Here is a 25,391-nt window from a genome sequence, read left to right on the forward strand (position 1 = left end):
GTGAACTCAGGGAGGCGCCCGCGCTCCGGCGCGCAGTACCGGCTGCGGGCCGGAGGCTACGAGGCGGTCGTCGCCTCGGTCGGCGCCTCCCTCCGCGTGCTCCGCGACATCGAAGGGGACCTGATCGCACCGTTCCACGCCGATGAGGAACGTCCGTCGATGCGTGGAGCGCTCCTGGCGCCCTGGCCGAATCGGACCGATGGCGGGCGATACACGTTCCGCGGAAGGACCCATCAGCTGTCGATCAACGAGCCCGAACGGCGCAATGCCTCCCATGGGCTCGTCTCCGAGCTCGACTTCGCGCTCTCGCAGCAGACGCATGATCGGATCACGCTCTCCCGCGTTCTCGAGCATGGCGCAGGCTACCCGTGGCGCGTGCGCTTCGACGTGACGTTCCAGTTGAGCGCGACGGGCCTCGAGCAGATCGTGCGCGCGACGAACCTCAGCGACCAGATCGCGCCGCTCGGCATAGGAGTGCACCCGTACCTGCAGGCGGGCCCCGCATGGCCCTCGGCGATCGACGGCTGGAGCCTCCAACTCCCCGCGGACGACGTGCTGCGGATTTCTGATGACCGGTTGCTTCCGATCGAACGGGAGAGGGTCGAGCTCGCGGGAGTCGACTTCCGCGAGCGCCGTCCGATCGGGGCGGCGGTCATCAACCATGCGTTCGGTGCGCTGCGCCGCGATGATGACGGCTGGGTGAGGATACGGGTGACCGACGCACAGGGGAACGGGGTCGAACTCGCCTGCGACGCGGCGTATCGATGGGTGCAGATCTATACCGCGGATGAAGCCGTCGGCGGCGACCACCGGGCGGCGATCGCCGTCGAGCCGATGACGTGTCCGCCGGACGCGTTGAACTCGGGCATCGATCTGCTGGCGCTCGAGGCGGGGGCCGCGGTGCAGGCGGCGTCGGCCATTCGTCGGATCCGATCCACGGTCTCCTAGCGCGGCGGAAACATCCATGCAGCATCGATGTGCGTAAGCGCTGTCCAAGAAGGCGCAATTTCTCGGGTCGCTGATTCGTCCATATTGGGAGCGCAGATCGTTCTCACTGAGCGCGGGAGCGCCGTCATAGTGTCATGACATGTGCTCACCGCCGCACATGGATGCGCGGCGGCCTTTCCTTGAGGAGATCATGTCCACCGACACCACAATGCGTCCCGTCGATCACGCGACCGCGGAACTCGTCCTGCCCGAAGTCCCCGCTGCGCTCCAGGCGGATCTCGATGCCGGCCGTGCGGTGGCCTGGTACGAGGCCGTGGACATCGCCACCTATGAGCCGAATGACCCCTCGACGTACCCGATGTATCTCGATCAGAGGGTCTACCAGGGATCGAGCGGGCGGGTGTATCCGCTGCCGTTCGTGGAGCGCATCTCCGCCACACCCGTGGTGCGCCGCTGGAACGCGGTGCACATCGAGAATCAGTACATCCGCCTGATGATCCTGCCCGAGCTCGGCGGACGCATCCACATCGGGTACGACAAGACCACCGGGTACGACTTCTTCTACCGCAACAACGTCATCAAGCCCGCTCTTGTTGGCCTCACGGGCCCGTGGATGAGCGGCGGCGTCGAGTTCAACTGGCCGCAGCACCACAGACCAGCGACCTTCCTCCCCGTCGAGTCCACCATCGAGCGTCACGAAGATGGCAGCGTCACCGTCTGGTGCAGCGACCACGACCCGTTCGCCCGCATGCGCGGTACGCACGGCATCCATGTCGGGGGGGACAGCTCGACCGTGCGTGTGGATGTGCGTCTTCACAACCGGACGAGCCTCAGTCAGACATTCCTGTGGTGGGCGAACGTCGCGGCGCGCGTGCACGACGAATACCAATCGTTCTTCCCCGAGGACGTCCGGCACGTCGCCGATCATGCGCGGCGGGCCCTCACGTCCTTTCCCCGGGCGGATCGGCCGTACTACGGTGTCGACTACCAGGAGCGCGCCCGCCAGGACCCGGGTGCCGATCGCATCGACTGGTACCGGAACATCCCGGTACCGACCTCATACATGATCGTGGACACGGAGCACGAGTTCTTCGGAGGCTACGATCACGACGCGGGAGCGGGCTTCGTGCACTGGGCCGACCGGCGGGTCGCGCCGGGGAAGAAGCAGTGGACCTGGGGGAACTCGCCGTTCGGGCATGCCTGGGACCGGCTTCTCACCGACGCCGACGGACCGTACGTCGAACTGATGGCGGGCGTGTACACCGACAACCAGCCGGACTTCACCTGGCTCGCTCCTGGGGAGACCAAGCGATTCAGCCAGTACTGGTACCCGATTCCTCGGATCGGAGTCGCTCACCAGGCGACGCCGGATGCTGCCATCCATGTCGATCGTGACGGACGCCTGGAGGTGAGGGCGGCGGTCACCTCGCCTCGACCGGATGCGCAGCTCGAGATTCGGGATGCTGCCGGAACAGTCCTGGCGGCCCACACGGCGGACCTCGCCCCCGGTGTCGCCTGGCAGGTCGAGACCGACGTCGCCTACGCCCCCGGTTTGTCCGTGGCGCTGCTTTCAGCGGAAGGCGACACGCTGGTCGCATGGCGTGCGCCCGAGCCGAGCGACGGCGAAGAACCGTGGACGGCATCGGCACCGCCGGCACCCGCAGACGTGTCGAGCAACGACGAGCTGTACCTGATCGGGCTGCATCTCGTGCAGTACCGGCACCCCAGCCGTTCGCCGCTGCCGTATTGGGAGGAGGCGCTGCGCCGCGACCCCGCAGACGCCCGGGTGCTGACCGGGCTCGCCGAACTCTCGTATCGCGCCGGCTCGTACGAGCGCGCCAAGGACCTGCTCGGACGGGCGCTCGTTCGGCTCAACGCGCGCAACGCCAACCCGCGTCATGCGGACGCTCTCTATCTGCTCGGACTGGTCGAGCAGCGACGCGGCGATGAGGCCGCCGCCCGGCGCGCCTTCGCGAAGGCGTTCTGGGACGCCGCCTTCGTCGCGTCCGCCGGCTTGGAGATGGCGCGGCAGTCGGCGCGCGCCGGAGATCCGAACGCCGCGCTCCGCGATCTGGAGGAGCTCGACGTCGTTGCCGCGGACGATCGTCGACGAGGAGCGCTGCGCGTCGTCGTCCTGCGGCGCCTGGCGCGACACGTCGAAGCAGCCCGGGTTCTTGAGGCACTTCGAGAACAGGATCCGCTCGACCCGTTGCTCGCCTACCTCGACTCGGGGGTGTTCCCCGGCGACGGTCGCACGTTGCTTGACATGGCCGTCGAACTCGCCCAGGCGGGCGAGACGGACGAGGCCCTGAACGTCCTGGACGAGGCGACCAGGACGACGCCGAGCGCCTCCGGGAACGCCGGGCCACTGGCCCACTACCACCGTGCGGCTCTGCTGCAGCGTCTCGGTCGCAGTGAGGAGGCGAGCGCTGAGCGCGCCGCGGCGCGCTCAGCCGATCGTCGCTGGTGCTTCCCTGCCGGCCTGGATGATCAGGACGCCCTCTCGGCAGCGCTGACGGCCGAGGACGATCCGGTCGCGGCATCCCTGCTCGGAATGCTGCTCTACGATGCCGGCCGCCGGGATGAGGCCCTCGAACTGTGGGAGCGGGCGATCGCCGACGGCTCAGAGGATCCGATCCTGCATCGCAATGCCGGGCTCGCGAGCTACAACGTCGCGCACAACGATGAGCGCGCTGTGCAGCACTACGAGCATGCTGTTCGTCTGGATCCGGGCGACGCACGTCTGCTCTTCGAGCGCGACCAGCTCGCGGTACGGCTGGGGGAGGCTGACGCCATCCGATTCGCTCGGCTGTCCGCCCGATTCGACGTCGTCGCGACGAGGGACGACCTCATCGTCGCCTACGCAGATCTGCTGATCAGGACCGGTGCCCCCGAGCAGGCGCTCGCGCTCATCGAGAGTCGGACCTTCCAGCCATGGGAAGGCGGCGAAGGTCAGGTACTCGGGGTGTGGGATCGGGCGCGTGAGGCGCTCGGGCTGTCGCTGGCGGAGCCGCCGCTCAGCCTGGGTGAAGGCCGGCCCGCATACACGCCGCCGGTTGCGCGACACGACGACGGCGAGGTCGACTACTTCGCCACCAGTCTGCCGGACCTTCTCCTCTTCTCCCGGAGCTGACCGAACCGCGGGTTCCTCCATAGGTCTCGAACAGATTCGTCCTGTTCGAGACCTATGGAAGTTCACGAGAGTGGGGACAGTCGCCCAATCGGGTGAGCTACAACGACGTAGGCGAAGCCGTACCGCAGCGCTTCGTCCAATGAGGTGCGGACCAGGCCATGGGTGTCCGGTGTCCGCAGAACAGGGAATCATGTCGCACGCATCGTCGTCCATCGTGGTCCAGAGGCTGGCAGGCCTCGTGGTAGTTCTGCTGGTCGCAGCAGGATTGTCGATATCCGTGTCGTCGACACCGGCCGCTGCCGCTGAGACACTCGTCACGGTCACGCACAAGCAGATCACCTCCGAGCGCGGCACACCGAACCTGACCTACTACGAATGCCCGGAAGGGGAGGAGTGGGATCACTACAGCGCCGTCAGCTGGGCGCCGGACGGCTGCGCGTTCGAGATCGCGTTCGCCGGCCACACGCTGGAGCTGTACGGCAACACGCGCAGCGGACACGGGGTCGGCGAGGTCTACGTGGACGACGTCCTGGTGGGAACCATCGACTACGGCGCGTCGACGAACGGCACGGTGCGACGCCTCTTCACCCACGGAGGGCTGACTGACACGGACCACACCCTGCGGGTCGTGGTCGTGGGAGCGGGGGTCGATCACGCATCCGCCCTCTTCAAGAGCGGAGCGGCGGAGCCGATCGATCCGCTTCAGCGGCTTTACGCCGCCATGGAGGACAAAGTCGAAGAAGACTATACGGCGTCGAGTTGGCCCGCATTCGCCGACGCGAGGGCAGCGGCATCGGCGTTGCTCGTGAGCGGTGAGGGGACGCCGGAGGAGCGCGAGGCCGCTCGCGCCGTGCTGCAGCAGGCGAGCGACGATCTGGTGATGATCCGCGGACTGCGCGACATCGTCGCCGGCTATCGGACTCGTGTCCCCGTCGACTTCAGCGCGGACTCGTGGGGTCCGTTCGCGCAGGCGCTCGACGCAGCGGGAGCGGTGCTCGAGGACGCAGGAGCCACCTCGGGAGACATCGTCGCAACGAAGAACGCACTGCAGGCCACTGCCTCGGCGCTCCTGCCCCTGTCGGACGGAAGCTTCGAGCGCATCACCAACAACACCTTCTGGACCGACACCGACGGCAACCCGATCTATTCGCAGGGTGGCGGGATCTTCCGCTTCGGCGACACCTACTACTGGTATGGAGTGCGCTACACCGGTGCCGAGCTGTATCACGCGGACCCGACGCGGAAGTTCGATCAGGACGACACGTTCGAGTCCATTCCGGTCTACTCCTCGAAGGATCTCGTCAACTGGACGTTCGAGAACGAGGTGGCGACGAAGGACACGCGCCTGCACATCCCCGTCGAGAAGGGGGTCGGCTTCTCCCAGATGGAGACGCTGGCCGACGCGAGCTGGCTCGGACGCCTGGGCGTCGCGTACAACGAGAACACGGGAAAGTACGTGCTGCCGATCCAGGTCGGCCAGAGCAAGTTCCCCGACCCCGACGGCCAATCCGGCGTGCTCCTGCTTCAGGGCGATTCCCCGACTGACGACTTCGCGTTCGGCAACATCCAGCGCCAAGTCGAGAACTCCCCGACGCAGGCGACCGGCGATCAGACGGTGTTCACCGACGACGACGGGAACGACTATCTCGTCTTCTCGAACAAGAACGGCCGCGCAAAGGCGTTCGTCAGCAAGCTGTCGGACTCGGACTCGCTGACCATCGAGCCTGCGACGCAGATCGGGTCCAACCCCGAGGGCCGTGAGGGCAACGCGATGTTCAAGCTCGACGACACCTATTACATGGCCGCTTCTGCGCTCCACGGGTGGAACACCTCACCGAACTATGTGATCGAGTCGCTCACCGACGACATCCAGGGCGAGTATTCGACGGAGTTCGTTCTCGACGGGACGGCGGAGGATTACAGCCACGTCACGCAGACGGGATTCTTCGTCACCGTCGAGGGGACGAAGCAGGACACGGTGCTGTACGCGGGCGACCGTTGGGCGGACTTCGCGTGGAACGGCCTGGGGTACAACCAGTGGGTCCCGATCACCGAAGAGGGCGACGATCTGAGATTCCACTCCGTCAGCGACTGGGAGTTCAACGCGACGACCGGTGAGTGGCGCGTCGGGCCGGACAACAACTACGTCCTCAATCCGGAGTTCGCCGCGGACCGCATCTCCGTGGGGACTCTCACGGGCTGGACGAACCACATCGACGACGGCTCCGTGAGCTCGACCTTCATCGGCAACGAGTCGCCCGGTGCCGGCGACACGCGCTTCGGGCTGCACCTCGGCGCTGCGGAGGCGTACTCCGGATCAGCGAGTCAGACGGTTGAGATCCCCGACGGCGTTTACGAGTTCAGCCTCTCGGTGAAGACGGCCGCCGGACTCGAGCACGCGCGCGCCCTGATCACCGGAGCTGAGGGACAGGAATACGAGCTCGACCTGAACCGGACGACCGATGGCTGGGAGACATCGTCGATCGCCGGCCTCGAGCTCACCGGCGGCACGGCGACCGTGAGCATCCAGGCCCGTGGGGCCGGCGGCACCGGGATCAGCGTCGACGCGCTGTCGTTGCGGAAGCAGACGGTCGACAGGACGGAGCTTCAATCGCTGGTCGATCAGAACACCGGGCGAGATGTTGAGAAGTTCACGGCAGCGTCGTGGAACGCGTTCGACGCCGCGCTCGGCTCGGCGACGACGGTGCTGGCGGACTCGAAGGCATCGCAATCGGAGATCGACGCGGCCCGAGAGTCGCTGTCGGCCGCCGCAGATTCGTTGGAGAGCGCCGTCGTCGCGATCACCGATATCGAGACACCGACGCTGTACGCCGTGGGCGCCGCGTTCGACGACGAGAAGACGGTCGTCACAGTGGTCCGCGACGACGGCACTTCGGCAGAACTTCCGGTATCGCAGTATGTCGTGAGCGGATTCTCCACTGGTGAGGTCGGAACGGTCGACGTACAGTTCGCCGTCGCCGAGGATCTCGCCGCAGTCGGGGCCGAGCTGCCGTCCGAGTCCGTGAGCATCTCGACGCTCCGCGCCTGGTCGCCGACGGACGTGTACAAGAGGGGCGACGAAGTCATCCACGAGGGCACCAAGTGGGTGGCCGGCTGGCGGACGCTCGACCAGGCGCCCGGCGATACGACCGGGCCGTGGCAGGAGCACGTCGCCTTGCCCGACGGGGACGTCTTATGGACACCGTCGCGGATCTTCATGAGGGGCGACGTCGTCCTTCACGAAGGTCAGTACTACACGGCCGGGCGGCGGACCCGTGATCAGCAGCCGGGAGATGCGAACGGGCCCTGGACCCTGAGTCCGGATCAGGACGGTGAATGACCATGGGCCGGGGCGACGATGCCCGGGCCCATCGAGGAAAGGAAGATGACTCAATGACATTCAGAAATCCGACGCGTGTCAGACCGGGACGGCGAGCACTCTCGGCGGTGGTGTGCACCGTCGCCGTCGCAGCGTCGATCGCCGTCGCGCCAGCAGCATCCGCGCACGCCGGAGGGCAGAACGCCCCGCGCCCGGACCGTGTCCTGCTCGAACAGTGCGCCACCACAGACAGCGGGAGCATCGTCTGCACCTACCCCGATCTGCCGCCTGGCCACTACGACGTCACGGTCATGCTCGGGGACAGGCGCGAGGCCGCCAGCACGCTGGTACAGGCCGAGACCCGCCGCCTCATGGTCGACACCGTCGCAACTGACGCCGGCGAGCTGGAGCGGCGTACATTCACCGTCAACGTGCGCAATCCCGAAGCGCAGCAGAACGGGAGGGACGGCGAAGGCAACCCCGGTCTCACGCTCACGTTCGCCGGCGACGCTCCGCGCGTCTCAGCCATCGGCATTCAGGAGGCCTCCGAACGGACGACCAGGATCGCTCTTGTCGGCGACTCCACCGTCACCGATCAGAGCTGGGTTCCGTATGCCGGCTGGGGACAGCAGCTTCCGGCGTACTTCGGACGCGGTATCAGCGTGATAAACCACTCCGGCTCGGGGGAGAGTACGACGTCGGTCCTCGCCAAGTACGTGATGTTCGATTCGCTGGAGCCGCAACTGCGGCCTGGCGACGTGATGCTCGTCCAGCTTGCGCACAACGACAAGACGACGACCGCGGAGAACTACCGAGCCAACCTCACTGAGATGGTCACGCGCGCCCGCGCGGCCGGTGCGACGCCTGTGCTTGTCACGCCCATCGTGCGGCACAGGTTCGAGGATGGCCAGCTCAACTCCATCGGTCTGATCGTCACGGGCGAGGCGGACCTGCCCGCCGAGATGCGCAACGTGGCCGCCGACCTCGGAGTCCCTCTCATCGATCTCACCGCCATGAGCGAAGAGCTGGTCGAACGGCTCGGCCCGGTCGATTCCGAGCCGATCTACATGATCCGCCAGAACGGCGACCGCACCCACACGTCGGAATACGGCGCCACGGTGTATGCGGAGCTGGTCGCAGGTGCCCTCCATGACCTCGGGCTGGTGCCCGAACGCTACTGGAACTCAGCCAACTGACCCGTTATCGAGGTGGGCGGCGCGATCGTTGCGAGCGTGCCGCCCACCTCGCGGGGTCGACCAGCGCGGATTTGAGACGGAGCGGCAACACGCCGGTCCCGCTCGCATCTCGGCCACTTACTGGCCCAGCGTCCGCCTCACGCGATAGCGGCGAGCGAAGCCGACAGCACCTCGTCCGCGAACGACCCGGTCGCGGCGAACCGCTCGAGCTCGGCGACGGCGTGCGCGCCCAACCGAGTCAGCTCATTGCCGAGCGCGCCGGCCACATGCGGCGTGAGTATCGTGCCCGGAGTGGTGTACAGGGCGTGGTTCTGCGGCAGGGGTTCGGGATCGGTGACATCGAGGATCGCTCGCAGGCGACCGGCGGTCAGTTCGGCGACCAGCGCGTCGGTGTCGACGATCGCACCGCGAGCTGTGTTGACGAGGGTCGCTCCGTCCGGCATCAGGGCCAGTTCCCGAGATCCGATCAACCCGGTGGTCTCCGGAAGCAGCGGAGCATGCAGGGACACGACCGACGAACGCCGCAGCAACTGGTCAAGCGGCAGAAGGGTGGCCCCGAGCGCCGCAGCGTCGAGCTCCGAGACGGTCGGATCCGACAGCAGGACGGTGAGGTCGAAGGGTTCCAACAGCTCGAGCACGCGTCGGCCGATGCGTGACGCGCCGACGATCCCGACCACCGCGCCGGCGTTGCCGAAGGCGGAGGAGGGCGTCCATGTCAGTGTCCGGTGGGCCCTGACGTGCTCCGAGGCATCGAACACACGCTTACCGGAGAGCAGGATCATCGACAGCGTGTACTCGGCGACGGGGAGTCCGTTCTCGGCGGCGGCAGTGGAGAACCGGATGCCGCGTTCCCACGCGGCGGGCGTGACGATCCGCTTCAGCGAACCGGCCGCGTGCGCCACCGCGCGCAAGCCGGGCGCGCGCTCGAGGAGGGCATGATCCACGGCAGGCGCACCCCAGCCGGTCAGCAGGGCATCGGCTTCGGCGAGCTCGGCGCCGAAGGACGCGTCCAGCGGGTCGCAGAGGACGCGCCAGCTCAGATCCGCGAATGCCGCCAGGCGTTCACGCGCGTCACTGGTCATCAGTTGATCGGCAAGCGCCGTGTCGCGCATCGCCAGCACGACCTTGAGCCGCGTCACCAGGTCACCTTCTCCCGCGTCGGCACGAGATCCATCTGACCGTCGGGCCAACGGATCTCGATTCCGCCTCCTGAGATCAGGACGGCCGGCTCGTGAAGGTGGCAGGGCTCGGACGCAAACGAGATGAGCGCGGCCGTCAGGGTGCGCTCCGGTACCGGGCCGAGCGTCTCGACGACGGGCGTGAGCGATACCGATGCGAACGGATCGGTCCCTTCTCGCCGAATGATGCGTCCCGCGGCATCAGGTCCCAACCCGCGTACGACCGAGTGGCGGGACCCCGTGGTGACCCGAGCCTCCGCGAGAACGGCTTCCCCGGTCACGTCGGCGGACGCGAGCGGCCAACCCCCGAAAGACATCCGCCACGGCCCGGCGTCGACAGGCCAGAGGGCCTCCGCATCCGCTTCGGCGGCCGAGCAGGCCTGACCGGTGGACCTGGCGACCGCGCTCCACCACGCCACGCGCAGCTCCGTCGCCTTGTTGACGACGGAGGCGACGGTCAGCACAGGACCGCGCCGGAGCCCGGCCCACCCCGCGTCCGCCGACGGATGGATGCTGCCCGGGGTGTCCAACCAGTGCACCCGCGACCGCGAGACCGCGACCCGCTCGCCGAAGTGGATGCGTTCGATGCCGTCGCGGTGCGCGGGGAGCCCCTGGGCGTCCAGCAGCGTCGCATTCGACTCGCGCGGGGCCGCCACGGCATCCGCACCCAACTGCGGGGACGTCGCATTCGAATATCCGATGCGCCGATAGAACGGGTCGTCCGCACGCACGGCGATGCGCGCTTCGTGCATGCGGTCCGAGCCATGGTTGAGCACGCGCACGATGCCGTCCTCCGGGGTTTCGACGACGAGCCATCCGGGCACTGCCAGTGCGGTCGTCCGCTCGCCGCGCTCGACCGGAGCGGGGACCTGAGTCGCCCACTCCTCGTGCTCGGCGGGCAGCAGCAGACCCATCAACCCCTTGCTGGCCCAGTACGGCGACGACGAGCCGGAGTAGAACTGTCGGATCGGGGTGAACTCCCGGTGCCAGCCGATCGAGAGGAGGCCTGCCTCATCGATCGCCCCGGCATCCAGGAAGTGGCCGATGCTCCGCGCCGCGATCTCTCGAGTCCGTCCCGTCGCCAGCGGCGTCGCGTCGGCCAGCACACCGGCCCAGAACGGTGCGAGCGTCGCGAACCGGTAACCCGCCGAGCGCCCGATCAGCACGGGTGCGCCGGCAGAGCCGATGAGGTGCCGCGCCTGGTCGAGAAACGCTCGCAAGCGATCCCGGTGCACGTCAGCAAGCTGCTCGCCACGGATCCGTGACTCGAACAGCGGGTAGACGTGCCACGCCCAACCGGCGTACCAATCGAAGCTCTGCCGTTCGCCGTCGCGTCCGAAGCTATCCGAATACCAGCCGTCACCGACGTACAGGCTCTCGGCGAATGCCTCGTTGCGGGCGAGGTCGTCCGGATCTGCGTCGGAACCCACCGAGACGAGGAACGCCTCGATCACGTTCTGGAACCACAGCCAATTGCTTCGGAAGCCTGTCATTCCGAGGATGCCGCTCATCCACTCGATGACCTGCTGACGTGTGCGATCGGGCAGCCGGTCCCACAGCCACGGACGCGTCTCGGCGAGGCAGATCGCGATCGATGCCGCCTCGGGCACCGCCTGCCGGCGCTCGGTGATGCGCGGCCACCGCTCGTCGCCGGCGGGGTCCACACCCGCGGCGAGACCTGCGGCATAGCGCTCGAGGTGACCGTGCGGGTCGTCGCCGTCCGCACCGCGCACCCGGAAGGCCGCGGCGAGGAAGGTTCTGGCGAAGCCCTCGAGGCCGTCGCTCCATGCGCCGGATCCGCTCTGCGGTCCGGGAACGCGGATCAGCGATCCGGAGGGGGATGCGTGCCTCCAGGCGGCGCCCACCAGACGATCGGCGAGCGTCAACAACGCCTGCCGCTGCTCGGTGCCGTCGGCGTCAGCGAGGGGATGCGGCTTCGTCGTCACACCTGCTACATTGCACGACTATTGACCGTTCGACCTGACGAACGGACAAAAACGTGCAAACGTGCGCGAGAAGACGAGGGAGTCGATGACCGACGCGACCGTTCCGAGACGACTGCCGCGTGCCCGCCACGAGCACATCCTGCGAGAGCTCGAACTGCGCGGCAGCGTGCGCGCGGCCGCGATCGCCGCGCAGATCGGCGTGGCCGAGGTGACAATCCGTCGCGACATCATCGACCTCGAACGCGTCGGACGACTGGTCCGAGTCCATGGCGGCGCGCTGTCGCTGACATCCGGCGGCGCGCCGCAACCCGCGACGGCGCTCGCCGGACTCGTGCTCCCCAGCACCGGGTCTCATTTCCCCGACGTCGTGCGCGGTGCAGAGGCGGCCTCGCCGGCGCTGCGCGCCAGGGTCGTGCTCGCCTCGTCGCACTACCGCGCGGCCGTCGAACGCAAGCACGTCGAGCGCCTCGTCGCTCTGGGCGTGGAGGGCATCATGATCGCCCCGACGCTGCGCGATCAGTCCATCGACGAGCTCGCGGCCTCCCTCGCAGACGTTCCGGTCCCCGTCGTGCTGATCGAGCGCCGGCTCGAGGACGCCTCGCGCCTGGCGCGCTACGACTGGGTGCGCACGGACCACGCGCACGGGGCGAGGCTGGCCGTCGAGCATCTCGCCGCGCTCGGCCACGGCAGCGTCGGACTCGCGCTGCTGGACCGGACGCCGACGGCTCCATCGATCCGCGAAGGGCATGCCAAGGCAGTGGAGCAGCTCGGCCTGCGACCCGCTCCGATCCAGCCTCTGCCGAAGGACGGCGAGGCGGATGCCGCGGACGGGGCGCTGAGCGCTTTCCTCGATGCGTGCATCACGGAGGGCGCGCGTGCGGTGCTCGTGCACACGGACTTCCACGCGTCGCGGCTCGTGGAGATCGCGATGGACCGCGGCATCCGCATCCCCGAGGACCTCGCGATCGTCGCCTATGACGACGAGCATGCCGACCTCGCCATCGTTCCGCTGACGGCAGTGTCTCCGCCGGGGCGGGAGCTGGGGCGCCTCGCCATGCAGATGCTGTTCGAACGCATCCGGGCGACCGAGGACGAACCCGCGTCGCCTCGACACATTCAGCTGGTCCCGCGCCTGGTCGTGCGTCGGTCGTGCGGTGCACGACCAGTCTTCTGATCGTCGTTCTGATCGTTATTGTCCGATTGTCCGAGATCGCCTCCGGGTGCGGGCTACCGTGACGACGTCGAACATCGGAGCAAGGAGGCTCACCATGCGTTATTCCCGGACCATCGCCGCATTCGCGGCTGTCGGCATCGCCGTCGGAGCACTCGCAGGGTGCACAGCGAGCACCGAGCCAGCGGCGGATGACGGTGGGGATGAATCCGCCGAGCTGACCGTCACCTGGTGGGGGAGCGAGGCCCGCATCGCCATGTACGAAGAGGCCTTCGAGATCTTCGAGGACGAGCACCCCGGCGTCGAGATCACCGGGGTGCCGAGCGACTACAAGTCGTACTGGACGTCGCGCACCACGGAGGCTGCGGCGCGCACGCTGCCCGACGTGATGCAGTTCGACCCGAACCTGACCAAGTACGCGCGCAACGGGCTGCTGCTCGAACTGGATGAGTACGTCGGCGACACGCTGGACTTCTCGAACGTGAACGAGAACGTCGTGAAGAGCGCGCAGGTCGATGGCAAGCAGTACGGGGTTCCGATGGGAACGAGCACCCTGGCGGTCTACGTGAACACGGCGCTCGTGGAGAAGGCCGGCGTCGAGATGATCGATGACGACTACACGTGGGACGAGCTCAACGACTGGATCATGGAGATCACGGCGGCGGGAGCGACTAACGACGAGGGGCAGGCGATCTACGGCGGACTCGACCACGGCGTGTCGACGAACGTCTTCTATCAGTGGCTCTACCAGCAGGGCATCGAGCCGTGGGATGCCGAAGGGCAGCCCGGATTCACGAAGGACGACATCGTCGAGTTCCTGAGCCTCGAGAGCGATGCCATGGCGGCGGACGCGTACTATCCGATCGAACGGGCGACGCAGGTCGCCCCGCTCGACGGGTTCGCGATGGGCGAGGCTGCGACGGCATTCGTCTACGACAACTACTTCGCCCGCTATGCGCCGGAGGTCGGGGCCGAGAACATCGAGATCCTGCCTGTTCCCTCGGGTGACGACGGCGAGAAGGACATGTGGTTCCAGGTGTCCAACTACGGCATCGGAGCGAACACGAAGTCTCCGGAGCAGGCGACTGCGCTTGCCGGGTTCCTCGCGACGGACCCCCGGGTGGCGGAGATCTTCGGAACAGACCGAGGCATCAACGTCGACAGCGAGACGCTCGCCGGATTCGTGCCGAAGGAGGGCACGGGAGATGCGACCGTGATCGCGTACGAGGAGGAGATCACTCCGTACGCGACCGAATCCGCTCCGCTCACCCCGGAGAACTTCTCGTCTTACGAGGCCGAGTGGCTGCGCCTGAACGCCGAGCTGAGCTACGGGAACATCACGCCGCAGGAGTTCGCGGACCAATGGTGGACTGAAGCCGGGCTCTGAGCCCGCTCGGGATCGTCATGAGCGTCATGACCGAAACAACGCGCGAGGCCGGGACGACGGACGGCATCACCGCTGTCCGTCGTCCCGGCCCCGGCCGGAAACGTCGACAGGTCTACGGGCAGGAGAACAGGGCGGGGTACACCTTCCTGCTGCCGTGGATGCTGGGATTCATCGGTCTGACCGCCGGGCCCATGATCGCGTCCCTGTACCTGTCGTTCACCGAGTACAACCTCTTCCAGCCCCCGCAGTGGATCGGCCTGGAGAACTATGCGTACATGTTCCAGGACCCGCGGTTCTATCAGTCCGCGAAGGTCACGCTCATCTACGTGCTCATCGGCACGCCGATCAAGCTCGCGGCGGCCCTCGGCGTCGCTCTCCTGCTGAACAACCGCCGCCGAGGTCAGGGCTTCTACCGCTCGGCCTTCTACATCCCGTCGCTGGTCGGGGCATCCGTCTCGATCGCGATCGTGTGGCGGGCGATGTTCATCGACGACGGCATCGTCGATCGGATCGGTCAGACCTTCGGGATCGACTGGGGCGGGTGGGTCGGAGACCCAGCCAAGACCATGCCGATGTTCATCCTCCTGGCGACCTGGCAGTTCGGTGCGCCGATGGTGATCTTCCTCGCCGGGCTCAAGGACGTCCCTGCCGAGCTGTACGAGGCGGCTGAAGTCGACGGGGCCGGTGCCTGGCGCAAGTTCGGCAGCATCACCCTGCCGATGCTCTCGCCGGTGCTGTTCTTCAATCTGCTGCTCGAGATGATCGGCGCGTTCCAGGTGTTCGCGTCGGCGTTCATCATCTCCGACGGCTCTGGTGGGCCGGCCGGCTCGACCCTCTTCTACACGCTCTATCTCTACCAGCGCGGGTTCGAAGACATGCGACTCGGCTACGCGTCCGCGCTCGCCTGGGTGCTGCTCATCGTCATCGGGATCGTGACAGCGCTGTTCTTCCGCAGCTCGAAGATGTGGGTGCACTACGGAGGTGACTCCCGATGACCGGACTCGCAACTCGCGCAGTCGTCGTGCCGGATGAGGGGCTGCGGGCACGCATCCCCCAGCGCCGCCGCGGCGGAACCGGACGACGAGCGCTCGGCTCGCTCGTGTTCCATTTGCTCTCGATCGCACTCGTGATCGTGATCCTGTATCCGGCGGCCTGGATGCTGCTTTCGGCGTTCAAGCCGTCCAGCGACATCGTCGGGAACGTGAACTTGTGGCCGGAGGAGGTGACGCTGCAGAACTTCGCCGACGTGCTCGGCGGCATTGCGGGGACCTCGTTCTGGACGTTCTTCGGCAACTCGCTCCTGCTCGCCGTGCTGTCCGTCGTCGGCGTCGCCCTGTCCTCCGCGGTCTCGGCATACGCCTTCGCGCGCATCCAGTTCCGGGCGCGCGGATTCTGGTTCGCGCTCATGATCGGCACCCTGCTGCTGCCGTTCCACGTGGTGATCATCCCGCAGTACATCGTCTTCAATCAGCTGGGGATGGTGAACACGTTCACGCCGCTGCTGCTGGGGAAGTTCCTCGCCACCGAGGCGTTCTTCGTGTTCCTGCTCGTGCAGTTCATGCGCGGCGTCCCACGCGAACTCGACGAGGCCGCCCGCATCGACGGCGCAGGCCACGCGCGGATCTTCGTGCAGATCATGCTCCCGCTCATGCGTCCGGCGCTGGTGACGTGCTCGATCTTCGCCTTCTTGGGCAGCTGGAACGACTTCTTCGGGCCGTTGCTCTACCTGAAGACCCCGGGGCTCTACACGATGCCGATGGCGCTGCGGCTGTATGTGGATTCGACCTCCACATCCAACTTCGGCGCGCAGATGGCGATGGCGGTCCTGTCGCTGCTCCCCGTGCTGCTGTTCTTCCTCATCTTCCAGCGGTACATCGTCGGAGGCATCGCCACGTCGGGGCTGAAAGGGTGACGATGGCGGACCGTGTCCGACGTCGACAGGCGCGACTGCGGGACCGTCGGGCCCCGCGGTTCGCGCTGTTCGGTGAGACGCTGCTCGTGGGGATCGCCGTGCTCGTGCTGAGCGTTCCGCTCGTGACCCTGCTGCCCGCGCTCGTCGCGGGGGCCAGGCACCTGCGCAGGCACGCGACGGGCGAGAGCGATCGCGTGCGCGACCTCATCGCCGACTTCGCAGGCGCTGTCCGTCGGCTCTGGCTCGGCGGTCTCGCGCTCGCCGCCGGGCTCGCCTTCGTCGTCTTCGACTGCTGGGTCCTCACTGTGGTGGAGGTGCCGAACGAGACGGCTGTGCGCGTGGCGCTCGCGATCGGGGTGACGGTGGTCGTCGTGCTCCTGCTCCGCTTCGTCGGCAGCTGGACTCCGGATGCCGGCGCAGCGGTGCAGTGGCGACGCGCCGTCACGGAGTCGCGGCTGGACCTCGGGGGGTCGGCGCTGCTGCTCCTCGCAGGCTTCGGCGCCGGCATCCTGGTCTGGATGTTCCCGGCCTTCGTCCTGCTCGCCGGCGGCATCCTGTGTCTCGCCGCCTACGGCGTGGACGTCCGACTCCAGAATCTGTCGGAGGCGTGACGGCCTGAACGCTTCTGTCCGCTTCTCCACTGCGGTCAGCGGCGGACGGGCACACTGGCGGAGCCGCCGGCGCGACGACGTGCCGGTACTGCGGCACCGTCGTCGACGCAGAGTCGCGTCGACCAGTGGAGAGGACGACGTCATGCCCCGAACACGAACACGAGCCCGCCGACACCGCATCCGAATATGCGCAGGGATCAGCGCACTCGCCCTCGCGGTCGCCATCGCACCGCAGATCGCGCCGACCATCCCCGGATGGACGCAGTCCCAGGCCGCGGCCGCCGCGACCACCCGTCCCATGGAGTCCCTCGACCGCGGCGTCGTCGCGGTGCGCGCGAGCGAGACGGAGGTGCTCGTCTCCTGGAGATCGCTCGGTCTCGATCCCGTGAACACCACGTTCAACGTGTACCGATCCACCGCGGGCGGTGCCGCCGTCAAGCTGAATGACACGCCATTGACAGGCGGCACCAACTACACGGATGCCACGGCGGACCTGACACGACGCAACAGCTACTACGTCCGACCCATCTTCGACGGGGTCTGGCAGGCGGCGAGTCGATCATTCCTGCTCAGCGCCGACCACGCGATTGAACCCGCGGTGCGGGTGCCGCTGCGCGCGGGCGCGCCGATCAAGTACGTCTGGGTCGGCGACCTCGACGGGGACGGAAGCTACGACTACGTGGTCGACCGGCACGGTGCATCCACCCAGTCGGTGGAAGCGTACACATCGGACGGGGCGTTCCTGTGGTCCATGGATCTGGGCCCGAACAGTGCGGATCGTGACAACATCGAGCCGGGCTCTTCGACGATCGACGTGGGGCACTGGGACGGGCTCACAGTTCGTGATCTCGACCTCGACGGGACGGCGGAGGTTGCCGTCCGCATCTCGGACGGGGTCACGTTCGGCGACGGCTCGGTCTTCGACGAGTACGACGACGACGTGCATCAGTCGCTCGCCGTCGTCGACGGGCTCACGGGTGTTCTCGAAGCATCCGCGCCGTTGCCGACCGAGTACCTGTCGGACGGTCCCCTGGCCGCACGTCTGGGAGTCGGGTATCTGGACGGCGTGACGCCGAGTGTCGTCGGTTTCATGAAGAACCGCATCGGCTCCGGCGACTTCAACCTCGTGTACTCGGCATGGACCTTCGATGGAGCGGCGCTGACCCCGCAATGGGAGTGGCACCGCGGGAGCACACCCGCGCCCGACGGCCACAACACACGCATCATCGACCTGGATCAGGACGGCGATGACGAGATCGCCGAGATCGGATTCGCGCTCGACGGCGACGGAACGCTGCTGTACAGCCTCGCGGACGAGGGGATCGTGCACGGAGACCGATTCGCGATCACCGACATGGACGCGTCCCGCGCCGGACTCGAGGGGTACGGCGTGCAGCAGAACAACGCGAGCGGCCTGCGCGACTACTACTACGGCGCGAAGAACGGAAACGTGCTGTGGCAGCACGTCGAAACGGGAATCGCGGATGTCGGACGAGGGATGGCAGGTGACATCGACGATCGCTATTCGGGCCTGGAGGTCTGGGCGTTTGACGGCGTCTACAACGCACGCCGCAATCTACTGACGCAGGAGTCCGAGCCCTGGCCTCATCTGGGAGTCCTCTGGGACGGCGACACCGGCATGGAGCTGTACAACGACGGCAGGATCGAGAACTGGAACCCCAGCGATGGGAGCGTCTCCCGCCTCGTGTCGACGTGGACGCACGGTGCCATCAACGCCGGCACCCAGTACCCGAACTTCATCGGCGACATTCTCGGCGACTGGCGTGAGGAGGTGGTGATGACGAACTCGACCTTCGACGAACTGATCGTCTTCACCACGGACGCACCGACCGACACGCGGTTGTACACCCTGGCGCACAACCCCGCGTATCGCAATGACATGACGGTCAAGGGATACCTGCAGACCCATTACGTGGATTACTACCTCGGGTTCGACATGGCGGTGCCACCGCGCCCGGGGATCGACTATGTGACCGGCTGAACAGGGTGGTGGGGGCGCCGTCGCGGCGCCCCCACCGTCAGGTCAGCGCCAGAGGCGTTCGGGGATGAGTCCCAGCCCGTGCAGTTTCTCGGCGACGATGCCGGCGTACACGGTCGCGCCGTACTCCGAGGTGTGCGTGCGGTCGCCGTTGATCCTGATGAGGTACAGCGGCTCAGCATCCACCGGTCCCAGACCTTCGACGAGCGCCTCCGTCTCGGCCGTGAGATCGATCAGCGGCACCTCGAGATCTGCGGCGACCGTGCGCATCTCGGCGGGCAGATCCGCGAGGCCGGTCACGATGAGTCCGGTCGAGTTCAGCTCCGCGCCGGAGAAGCGATGCCGCACGATCGGGGTGACGAGCACCGGTTCCGCGCCTGTCTGCCGGATCCTCGTCACCATCTCGGTGAGGTTCGCCCGGTACTGCTCGGCCGTCGTCTCCTTGTCGTTGTGCGCGAGTTGGATCAGCGCCACATCGCCGCGCCGCAACTGCGGCAGCAGAGCGTCGAACATCTCGGGCTTCGAGAGCATTGAGACGGTGCTCTCACCCGACCCGGAGTGGTTGATCACGCTGACGCCGCGGCCGAAGTGATCCGGGAGACGTTGACCCCAGCCGGTGTAGGGCGGGTTCTCCTGGTCGGTCACGGTCGAATCGCCCAGCAGCGCCAGACGAACGGTCGCCCGGTTCGCCGGAGTGATGCGGATGCTGTCGACAGAAGGCGCCTCGCCCGTGAACGTCAAGGTGAGTCCCGGGGTTCCCGGGGCTCCGCTGAAGTTGTTCTGCTGGCCTTCGGGGGTGCGGACGTTCACGGTGAACGACGAACGTCCGCCGTCCGCGTCCGCCGCGCGCAGCAGTCGACGCGCTTCGGCATACACCTCGGTGCCCGCATCGATGCGCACCGTCACGTCGTAGGACCCGGGCGCGAGATCCGGATACGTGCACACGATCGGCGCAGTGCCTTCGCACTGCCGAAGGCCGGGGCCGTACGCGGTGGGTGCGGCCGACGCCGGAGCGGCGGCGAGCAGAGCGGATGCCGCGACCAGACCGCTCACGGCGGCGATGGCGAACCGGCGGGGTTTCGCAGGGGGAGTGAGGAGCATGACGTCATCGTCCTTTCCAGGGGGAATGCTGATGCAACAGGATGGCCTCCCGCGGCGCTGCGCGACGACAACCGGACAAGAACGTGCAGCCCGACGCCAGCACCGCACGGATGCTGGTCGTTTTTGTCCATTCCCGGCCAGGCGCGCACTCCCCGCCCCTATCTTCGGTGCGACGCTGCTTCCCCGATCGGCGTCTTCCCGATTCGATGAGGAGTCACCCATGCAGATCAGCCGCCGCGCCCTCTTGCAGAGCGGAATGGCCGCCGGCTTCGCCGCCGCATTCCTGAGCTCGGGCCCTGCGTCCGCATCCGTTCCCGGCGCCGTCGGCGCCTTCGGCCAGAAGGTCGCTGCCGCGCTGACCGGGCACGACGGCACCGGGCTGCGCTGGCTCGAAGGCGGAGTCCCGGCGCAGTTGACGGCCGGAACGACCTGGGGTGTGCCGTGGCCGAAGGGGTCTCTCGCGCCCGACCAGAGCTTCGAGCTCGTCGCCGACGGGGGAGCATCGATCCCGGTGCAGAGTTGGCCGACCGGCTGGTGGCCGGACGGCTCGGTCAAGTGGACGGCGCACGCAGTCAGCGGTGCGGCCCCGCGCGCCGAGGGCTATGCGCTCCGGCCGGGCGCACCGGCCGCGCCGACGACGGCCATCGCCGTGCATGACAACCCGGGTCGCGTGCGCGTGGACACCGGCGCGATCGTGATCGAGTTCCCGAAGAAGGGAGAGCACCTCGTCTCCAGCATCCGGCGCGGCGACACCGTGATCGCCGAAGCCGGTCGCCTGGTCGCCTCCCGCCAGGGCGTGGCCGACACCGACCGCGAGGAGCGGATCGATCAGGAGTGGTTTCAGAGCAAGGTGTCGAGCGCAGAGGTGGAGCAGAACGGCCCGGTGCGTGCAGTCGTGCGGGTGAAAGGCATTCACAAGAAGGGCAAGCGCGAGTGGCTGCCGTTCGACGTGCGCTTCTATCTGTACGCGGGCTCTGACGGCGTGCGAGTGGTGCACAGTTTCGTGTTCGACGGTGACGCTGACAAGGACTTCATCACAGGACTCGGCTTCCGGTTCTCGGTACCGCTGGCGGCGCAGCCGCACGACCGGCACATCCGCTTCGCGGGGGACGGATCCGGTGTGCTCGCTGAGGCGGTGCGGGGCATCACCGGGCTGCGCCGCGATCCGGGGGCAGAGGCGAGGGTCGCGCAGATCGCCGGACAGTGGACACCCGACCCCGCCACGTGGGATCAGCGCGTGACTTCCCGGTTGCAATGGATTCCTGCCTGGGGTGACTACAGTCTGGCGCAGCTGAACGCGCGCGGATTCGAGATTCGTAAACGCACCGCGAAGGGCTCGTCCTGGATCCGCGTCGACTCCGGCGCGCGCGCTCGCGGCCTCGCCTATGTCGGCACGCCCGGCGGTGGGCTGGCTTTCGGTATGCGCAACTTCTGGCAACTGCATCCGACCGAACTGGAAATCACCGGCGCCGCGAGTGACAAGGCAACCGCCACCGCATGGATGTGGTCTCCGCAGGCGCAGGCCATGGATCTGCGTTTCTACCACGACGGCATGGGCCAGGACACGTACCCGGAGCAGTTGGACGCGCTCGAGATCACGTATGAGGACTACGAACCCGGTTTCGGATCGCCCTACGGCACAGCCCGGACGACCGAGTTCAGCTTCTGGGCGTTGGGGGCCACACCGACCGCCGCCGACTTCAGTGCGCTCGCCGATGCGAACGCGACACCGCCGCTGCTGGTCAGCCCGCCGGAGCACAATCATGCGGCCGGAGTGTTCGGAACCTGGGCGCCCGTGGATCGCTCCAACCTCAAGAAGATCGCGGTCGAGGACAAGCTCGCCTTCATGCACGCGCACTACGTGCAGCAGGTCGATCAGCGATCCTGGTACGGATTCTGGGACTACGGGGACGTGATGCATGACTACGACCGCGATCGTCACGTGTGGAGATACGACATCGGCGGCTATGCGTGGGATAACTCCGAGCTCAGCACAGACATGTGGCTCTGGTACCACTATCTGCGTACCGGCGAAGCATCGGCATTCCGCTTCGCGGAGGCGATGACCCGACACACCGGCGAAGTCGACGTTTATCACCTCGGCGAGTACGCCGACCTCGGCACCCGCCACGGCATCATGCATTGGGGTGACAGCGCCAAGCAGCAGCGGATCAGCAACGCGGGGTACCGGCGTTTCTACTACTTCCTCACCGCAGACGAGCGCGTCGGCGACCTCATGCGCGACCTCGTCGACGCCGACAAGACCTTCCTCGTGCTCGACCCGGCGCGCAAGATCCGCGAAGAGGAATACAATCCGCAGCCGAACGCGCTCGGCGTCTCGACGACAACTGACTGGGGTGCGCTCGGGTTGGCCTGGCTCGCCGAATGGGAGCGCAACGGCGACAAGATCGCGCAGACGAAGCTCGTCAACGGCGCGAAGACCATCGCTGCGCTGCCGAATGGGTGGGCACAGGGCGGCGAAGTGCGCTACGACATGGCTGACGGAAAGTTCTCCGGGCCGGACACACAGAGCGTCGAGGTCGGTTCCCTCGACAGCGTCTTCGGCCTCTTCGAGCTCATGACCGAACTCATCGATCTGATCGATGACGATCACGTGCGCGAGCAGTGGGTGACGTACTGCCGGCTGTACAACGGCACCTCGGACGAACAGATCGCCGCGACCGGCATGCGCTGGGGATCGCAGAACCTGCGCCAGGCGTACTCCCGGGCTACGGCATACGCGGCATCCCAGCTCGGCGACCCGGCGCTCGGCGCGCGAGCGTGGAAGGAGTTCCGCACCGGTCACGCCGGTTACCCGGAGACACTGGCTTTCGCCGCGACACGGATCGAAGGGCCCGCCGTGCTCAACCCCGTCGATGAGGCTCCGTTCAGCACGAACGCGAGTGCCCAATACGGCCTTGCCGCCTTCCAGTGCCTCGCGCTCGTCGGCGACCAGATCTGAGGCCGACCATGCTCGCGAACATCAACGGCTGGCATCTCATCCTGCTGCTCGTCGTCGTGATCGTGCTGTTCGGCGCCGCACGACTGCCCGCACTCGCCAAGGGCGTCGGGCAGTCCGTGCGGATCCTGCGGCGGGAGACGCGTGAAGACGACCCGGCCGAGGGGGTGTCCGAGAGCAGGCCGGACGCCAGCCCGCTCTGATCGATCACCTCACCGCACAAAAAGAGGCTGGCGAACGCCGCATGCGTCCGCCAGCCCCTTCGGTCTGCCGAGGTCAGGCGATCGCGGCGCGCAGCGCGGCGGCGGCTTCGCCGACGTTGTCGGCGCTGTAGATCGCGCTTCCAGCGACCGCGATCGTCGCGCCGGATGCCTGGACGGCGGCGATGCTCGCGGCGTTGACGCCACCCGCGACCGAGAACGGGACGCCGGCGGCGGAGCCGTCGCTCAGCAGGCTGTCGAGGGAGTACCCCTCCTGCGCCTGCTCGTCGAGACCCGCGTGCATCTCGACGAACTCAGCACCGAGGCCGATGACCTGCTGCGCCCTGGTCTGCTTGTCGGCCACGCCGATGAGGTCGACGACGATGCCCTTGCCGTGCTTCGTCGCAGCCTTCACAGCACCGGCGATGGTGCTGTCGTCCGCGGCTCCGAGGACGGTGACCAGGTCGGCGCCGGCGCCAAAGGCGATGTCGGCCTCGAGCTCTCCGGCATCCATCGTCTTGAGGTCGGCGAAGATCACCTTGTCCGGGTGCGCGTCCTTGAGCGCCGTGATGGCGGAGAGGCCTTCGCTCTTGATGAGCGGCGTCCCGAGCTCGAGGATGTCGACGTGCGGCGCCGCCGCGGCGGCGAGCTCGAGTGCCTTCTCGGTGCTCAGGGTGTCGATGGCGAACTGCAGCTTCATTTCGGTCCTTCGTGTTGAGGGGTGGTGGGTGGAAGGGTTCGGGTCACTCGAGGTTCGAATGACGGGGCCAGATCTCGTCGGCGGTCGTGCCCTGGCGCTCCCACAGCGCGTGGAACACCCCGTCGCCGATCACGACGACGATCTGCTCGAACAGGCTGGCCGCGTACTGAGCGGATGCCGCGGCGCTGCGATCGAGCTTCTGCGCGGCGGGCACGAAGACGCTGACATCGGCGATGTCCGACAGCGGCGACTCCTCGACGGCGGTGATGAGTCCCACTCGAGCGCCGGCGGCCGACGCACGCTGCGCCGCGCGGACGATGGATTCGGTGGTGCCGGAGCCGCTCGCGGTGAGCAGGACGTCGCCCCGACCGATCGCGGGGGCCGTGGCATCGCCGACGACGTGCACGGCGAGACCGAGGTGCATCAACCGCATGGCTGTCATCCGCAGGGCGATGCCGGAGCGGCCGGCTCCGATCACGAACACGCGTTCCGCGCCCTCGATCAGGTCAGCGAGCTGATCGAGGCGGCCGGCGCTGGCGACGCTCGTGCGCTCGGCGGCGCGCAGGATCTCGCTCGCGACCAACGAGGTCGCGGCTCCCGTGGAGATGGTGGCGGTGGTCATTCCTCCACTCTCACCCCGTCGACCTGATCAGGGGCTCCTGCAACCGGAGCGTTCCGCCCACCCGAAAGGATGGGCGGCTTAGAGTAGGGCGCTATGAGCCCGAACGATCCCCACGCCGCCCCCGTCACCCCCAGGCGGCAGGCCGCGGACCACGCTCGTGCGCTCGCCGAGCAGCGCGACCGCTACGCGCTCACCCTCGAGTCGCTGCTGGCGACGCTGCGCTCCGCTCGCCTCGACGATCGTGCGGCGCGCACGATCGCGGTCGACGTCGCCGCGGGGGCGCTTGTCGGCCTGCGGACGCTGAACGATGAGCAGGGACCGGGCCTCGAGCCGGTGACCGGAGCGTTCGAACGTTTGCAGACGGATCTCCGTCCGCTCGTGCGGTTCAGCGAACTCGACGTGCAGTTCGTCGAGCCGCCGGCCAACGGGCGCGCGCTGCCTGGTGAGATCGCGCATTCCGCACGGGCGATCGTGCGCAGCACCGTGCTGGCCATCGTGGATCGGGGTGAGACGCGGCGGGTGCGCATCCAGTGGGACTGCGACGGGCTCAATCTGCTCATCGCGATCCGGGACGACGGGCGCGGCGATCTCTCCACCCACGACGACGCACTGCGGCCGATCGCCGAGCAGGTGTCGGCTCTGACCGGCGACCTGTCCGTGTCGTCGACCCCAGGATGGGGGTCGGAGATCAGCATCCGCCTGCCGCTGGATCCACCGGCCGAGCCGGACGGCCTGCCGAACGCGATCGACGCGAGCCCTCGCGAGCGCGATGTCCTGCGACTGATCGCGGCCGGACGCCGCAATCGCGGCATCGCCGACGAGCTCGGGGTGAGCGAGAACACCGTGAAGTTCCACGTGTCGAATCTGCTGCGCAAGTCCGGGGCGACATCCCGTGCCGAACTGGCGGCCATCGCGCGCGCCTGAGTGCGCACGGCGCGGGGAGGGGATGCCGTTCGAAAGAACGGGGGACGCCCACCCGGCCGGAGGGGCGGGGTCTCGGCGTTCCGTT

At 67.6% G+C, this 25,391-nt stretch carries 18 protein-coding genes; 13 read left to right on the forward strand and 5 right to left on the reverse strand.

The window, feature by feature from the left end:
- From ACWAT3_RS06385 to ACWAT3_RS06400, 4 genes are all read left to right on the forward strand, one after another.
- Positions 1-948, forward strand: coding sequence for an aldose 1-epimerase family protein (locus ACWAT3_RS06385; RefSeq protein WP_460796829.1), 948 nt, complete (start codon positions 1-3; stop codon positions 946-948).
- Positions 949-1,138: 190 nt separating this feature from the next.
- Positions 1,139-4,081, forward strand: coding sequence for a DUF5107 domain-containing protein (locus ACWAT3_RS06390; RefSeq protein ID WP_460796831.1), 2,943 nt, complete (start codon positions 1,139-1,141; stop codon positions 4,079-4,081).
- A gap of 277 nt (positions 4,082-4,358) precedes the next feature.
- Entirely contained in the window at positions 4,359-7,421 is a 3,063-nt protein-coding gene (locus tag ACWAT3_RS06395) for a family 43 glycosylhydrolase (RefSeq protein ID WP_460796832.1), read from the forward strand.
- A 110-nt stretch (positions 7,422-7,531) separates the two neighbouring features.
- Positions 7,532-8,596 (forward strand): rhamnogalacturonan acetylesterase, encoded by a 1,065-nt coding sequence (locus ACWAT3_RS06400; RefSeq protein WP_460796834.1) that lies wholly within the window; start codon positions 7,532-7,534, stop codon positions 8,594-8,596.
- A gap of 137 nt (positions 8,597-8,733) precedes the next feature.
- On the opposite strand, the gene ACWAT3_RS06405 is transcribed toward ACWAT3_RS06400, so the two are convergent.
- Entirely contained in the window at positions 8,734-9,735 is a 1,002-nt protein-coding gene (locus ACWAT3_RS06405; protein WP_460796835.1) for a hydroxyacid dehydrogenase, read from the reverse strand.
- Positions 9,732-11,720: a DUF2264 domain-containing protein gene (locus ACWAT3_RS06410; protein WP_460796837.1), complete on the reverse strand. Its 1,989-nt coding sequence runs from the start codon at positions 11,718-11,720 to the stop codon at positions 9,732-9,734. Before ACWAT3_RS06410 ends, ACWAT3_RS06405 begins: the two co-directional genes overlap by 4 nt.
- 85 nt (positions 11,721-11,805) lie before the next feature.
- On the opposite strand from ACWAT3_RS06410, the gene ACWAT3_RS06415 reads away from it, so the two are divergent.
- The 6 genes from ACWAT3_RS06415 (at position 11,806) to ACWAT3_RS06440 (ending at position 18,803) form a co-directional block, all read left to right on the forward strand.
- Positions 11,806-12,894, forward strand: a complete 1,089-nt coding sequence (locus ACWAT3_RS06415) for a LacI family DNA-binding transcriptional regulator (protein ID WP_460796838.1) — start codon at positions 11,806-11,808, stop codon at positions 12,892-12,894.
- Between the two features lie 94 nt (positions 12,895-12,988).
- A complete protein-coding gene (locus ACWAT3_RS06420; RefSeq protein ID WP_460796839.1) occupies positions 12,989-14,278 on the forward strand; it encodes an ABC transporter substrate-binding protein in 1,290 nt (429 codons plus the stop codon).
- Between the two features lie 26 nt (positions 14,279-14,304).
- The gene (locus tag ACWAT3_RS06425) at positions 14,305-15,273 is read left to right on the forward strand and encodes a carbohydrate ABC transporter permease (RefSeq protein ID WP_460796841.1); all 969 of its coding nucleotides are present in this window, start codon (positions 14,305-14,307) and stop codon (positions 15,271-15,273) included.
- Positions 15,270-16,190, forward strand: coding sequence for a carbohydrate ABC transporter permease (locus ACWAT3_RS06430; protein WP_460796842.1), 921 nt, complete (start codon positions 15,270-15,272; stop codon positions 16,188-16,190). Before ACWAT3_RS06425 ends, ACWAT3_RS06430 begins: the two co-directional genes overlap by 4 nt.
- 2 nt (positions 16,191-16,192) lie before the next feature.
- Complete coding sequence (locus ACWAT3_RS06435) at positions 16,193-16,801, forward strand: hypothetical protein (RefSeq protein ID WP_460796843.1); 609 nt, start codon at positions 16,193-16,195, stop codon at positions 16,799-16,801.
- 142 nt (positions 16,802-16,943) lie between these two features.
- The gene (locus ACWAT3_RS06440) at positions 16,944-18,803 is read left to right on the forward strand and encodes a rhamnogalacturonan lyase family protein (protein WP_460796845.1); all 1,860 of its coding nucleotides are present in this window, start codon (positions 16,944-16,946) and stop codon (positions 18,801-18,803) included.
- Positions 18,804-18,845: 42 nt separating this feature from the next.
- Here ACWAT3_RS06440 and ACWAT3_RS06445 read toward each other — a convergent pair whose 3' ends face one another.
- Positions 18,846-19,901, reverse strand: a complete 1,056-nt coding sequence (locus tag ACWAT3_RS06445; RefSeq protein WP_460796846.1) for a rhamnogalacturonan acetylesterase — start codon at positions 19,899-19,901, stop codon at positions 18,846-18,848.
- Between the two features lie 220 nt (positions 19,902-20,121).
- Here ACWAT3_RS06445 and ACWAT3_RS06450 point away from each other — a divergent pair, with 220 nt between their 5' ends.
- Complete coding sequence (locus tag ACWAT3_RS06450; protein ID WP_460796848.1) at positions 20,122-22,863, forward strand: exo-rhamnogalacturonan lyase family protein; 2,742 nt, start codon at positions 20,122-20,124, stop codon at positions 22,861-22,863.
- Positions 22,864-22,871: 8 nt separating this feature from the next.
- Positions 22,872-23,063 carry a twin-arginine translocase TatA/TatE family subunit gene (locus tag ACWAT3_RS06455; protein ID WP_460796850.1) on the forward strand — a complete coding sequence of 64 codons (192 nt, stop codon included), beginning with the start codon at positions 22,872-22,874 and terminating at the stop codon, positions 23,061-23,063.
- A 73-nt stretch (positions 23,064-23,136) separates the two neighbouring features.
- Here ACWAT3_RS06455 and hxlA read toward each other — a convergent pair whose 3' ends face one another.
- A complete protein-coding gene (gene hxlA / locus ACWAT3_RS06460; RefSeq protein WP_460796851.1) occupies positions 23,137-23,760 on the reverse strand; it encodes a 3-hexulose-6-phosphate synthase in 624 nt (207 codons plus the stop codon).
- A gap of 43 nt (positions 23,761-23,803) precedes the next feature.
- Positions 23,804-24,382, reverse strand: coding sequence for a 6-phospho-3-hexuloisomerase (hxlB, locus tag ACWAT3_RS06465; RefSeq protein WP_460796852.1), 579 nt, complete (start codon positions 24,380-24,382; stop codon positions 23,804-23,806).
- 93 nt (positions 24,383-24,475) lie between these two features.
- Between hxlB and ACWAT3_RS06470 the strand changes: the two genes are divergently transcribed.
- Positions 24,476-25,306, forward strand: coding sequence for a LuxR C-terminal-related transcriptional regulator (locus ACWAT3_RS06470; RefSeq protein WP_460796854.1), 831 nt, complete (start codon positions 24,476-24,478; stop codon positions 25,304-25,306).
- Positions 25,307-25,391: the final 85 nt, after the last annotated feature.

This window comes from Microbacterium sp. GXF0217, from assembly GCF_054798195.1.